Raw genomic sequence first — 318 nt, forward strand, 5'->3', positions numbered from 1 at the left:
AGAGGGGTGTCGATCGGGGCAGATGGCTCCTCAACCGCAGAGGTTGTATTTAACACCTCTATGACCGGTTATCAAGAAATTCTTACCGACCCTTCCTATGCTCGACAAATGGTCACGTTGACCTACCCACATATTGGTAACACTGGCGTTAACGCCGAAGACGAAGAGTCTAACCAAATTTGGTGTTCGGGCCTGATTATCCGTGATTTACCTCTACGCTCTAGCAGCTGGCGTCAACAAGAGACGTTAGATGACTACCTTAAACGTAAAGGCGTTGTGGGTATTGCGGACATTGATACACGTAAACTGACGCGTATT

At 47.8% G+C, this 318-nt stretch carries 1 protein-coding gene; it reads left to right on the forward strand.

What is annotated here, in order from left to right; genetic code table 11:
- Positions 1-318 (forward strand): carbamoyl-phosphate synthase domain-containing protein (locus A3774_RS16045; RefSeq protein ID WP_331709321.1); only part of this gene is annotated, 318 nt, incomplete at both ends.

It is taken from the genome of Neptuniibacter marinus (assembly GCF_001597725.1).
GTDB lineage: Bacteria > Pseudomonadota > Gammaproteobacteria > Pseudomonadales > Balneatricaceae > Neptuniibacter > Neptuniibacter marinus.